Source organism: Arthrobacter sp. 35/47 (genome assembly GCF_000520475.1).
In the GTDB taxonomy this organism is placed as follows: domain Bacteria; phylum Actinomycetota; class Actinomycetes; order Actinomycetales; family Micrococcaceae; genus Arthrobacter_D; species Arthrobacter_D subterraneus.
The window spans coordinates 32973-34726 of sequence record NZ_KI914600.1; the positions used below are offsets into that span (position 1 = coordinate 32973).

The following is a 1754-nucleotide window of genomic DNA, read 5'->3' on the forward strand; positions in this document are numbered from 1 at the left end:
CCCGCCGGTTTTGTCAGAGGCAGGTGATGGAGTGGGGTTATGAGGTTTTCGGAGGGGTTCGCGTTCGGCGCCGATGGCGCTGGTCCTTCCGGCGCGCGCCATCCAGGAGCTTCCTCCTCCGGCAGCTCGCATCCAGGGTCCTCCCCCTATGATGGCTCACGGAGCGAGCCTGACTGGACGGAGATTCCGTTCAGCGGTGCGTTTGCCGGTCAGATGTGGGAAGGCAGCGACGAGCTGGAGCCTGCCGGGCCGTGGGGTATGGTCGAGCTTCCGCCGACCAGCGCATTGCAGTCATTGTCCGACGCCACGGACACCCTGGAACGGTTGAACGAGCTGCAGTGCTGGGCGGAAGCGCAGAAGGCCCGGCTCGTGGACCGGATCCGCGAGCTCTATGAAGCTGAAATTGCGCTCTCCGATGAGGCGAACTCTCAAGCCGACAAGGTTGAGCCCCAAACCAAGACCCAAACTCATGCCGAGCGAGATGCCTTCATTGTTTCACTGGCCGCGGAGGAGATCAGCGCCCTGCTGCGGCTGCCGTCGCGGTCTGCCAAGACGTTCGTTGAGCAGAGCCGGCTCCTTGTGCATCATCACCGTCAAACCCTTACCAGCCTGGAATGTCTCCTTGCATGGATCTCCTATCTAAGACAGTACCCGGGTGGATGGAGCTGGCTGCCGTCGGCCACGCCGCTGTGCCCCTCCGCTGCATCGTCTCTCTGTCGCTCTGCACCGTCTCTGTGTGGGATGCAAAACCTCCGTGCGGGAACGCGGGAGGAAGCTTCGTGATCGGTCCCAATGTCGCTTTGAGCGATAAACACGCCTGGCGAAGTGGGGCGCTCCGACGCTGTTCGCTCTGGGCATAATCTACCGAGGACCAGGACCCGCCGGTTTTGTCAGAGGCAGGTGATGGAGTGGGGTTATGAGGTTTTCGGAGGGGTTCGCGTTCGGCGCCGATGGCGCTGGTCCTTCCGGCGCGCGCCATCCAGGAGCTTCCTCCTCCGGCAGCTCGCATCCAGGGTCCTCCCCCTATGATGGCTCACGGAGCGAGCCTGACTGGACGGAGATTCCGTTCAGCGGTGCGTTTGCCGGTCAGATGTGGGAAGGCAGCGACGAGCTGGAGCCTGCCGGGCCGTGGGGTATGGTCGAGCTTCCGCCGACCAGCGCATTGCAGTCATTGTCCGACGCCACGGACACCCTGGAACGGTTGAACGAGCTGCAGTGCTGGGCGGAAGCGCAGAAGGCCCGGCTCGTGGACCGGATCCGCGAGCTCTATGAAGCTGAAATTGCGCTCTCCGATGAGGCGAACTCTCAAGCCGACAAGGTTGAGCCCCAAACCAAGACCCAAACTCATGCCGAGCGAGATGCCTTCATTGTTTCACTGGCCGCGGAGGAGATCAGCGCCCTGCTGCGGCTGCCGTCGCGGTCTGCCAAGACGTTCGTTGAGCAGAGCCGGCTCCTTGTGCATCATCACCGTCAAACCCTTACCAGCCTGGAATCGGGACGGCTGTCCTGGCGGCATGCCACCACGGTGGTGGAGGAATGCGTCGGTGTTCCCGCTGGCTCGGTAGCCCGGTTCGAAGAAGAACTCGTCGAAACAGCCGAGCAGTCCACCGTTCCCAAACTCACCCGCCACGCCCGCGGCCTCCGCGAACTGCTCCACCCCGACGCCGCACCCATCCGCACAACCCGTGCCACCGCAGACCGCCGGATACTCCTCGAACCCGCCCCCGACGGCATGGCCTGGCTCAGCGCCTACC

Annotated in this window: 2 protein-coding genes; both read left to right on the top strand. The window is 63.7% G+C overall.

What is annotated here, in order from left to right; all coding sequences use genetic code 11:
• Nucleotides 1-213: 213 nt before the first annotated feature.
• On the top strand, nt 214-783 hold the full coding sequence (locus tag X803_RS0110040) for a hypothetical protein (protein WP_026545036.1): 570 nt from the start codon (nt 214-216) through the stop codon (nt 781-783).
• Between the two features lie 307 nt (nt 784-1090).
• Nucleotides 1091-1754 (top strand): DUF222 domain-containing protein (locus X803_RS0110045; RefSeq protein ID WP_162149224.1); only part of this gene is annotated, 664 nt, incomplete at its 3' end.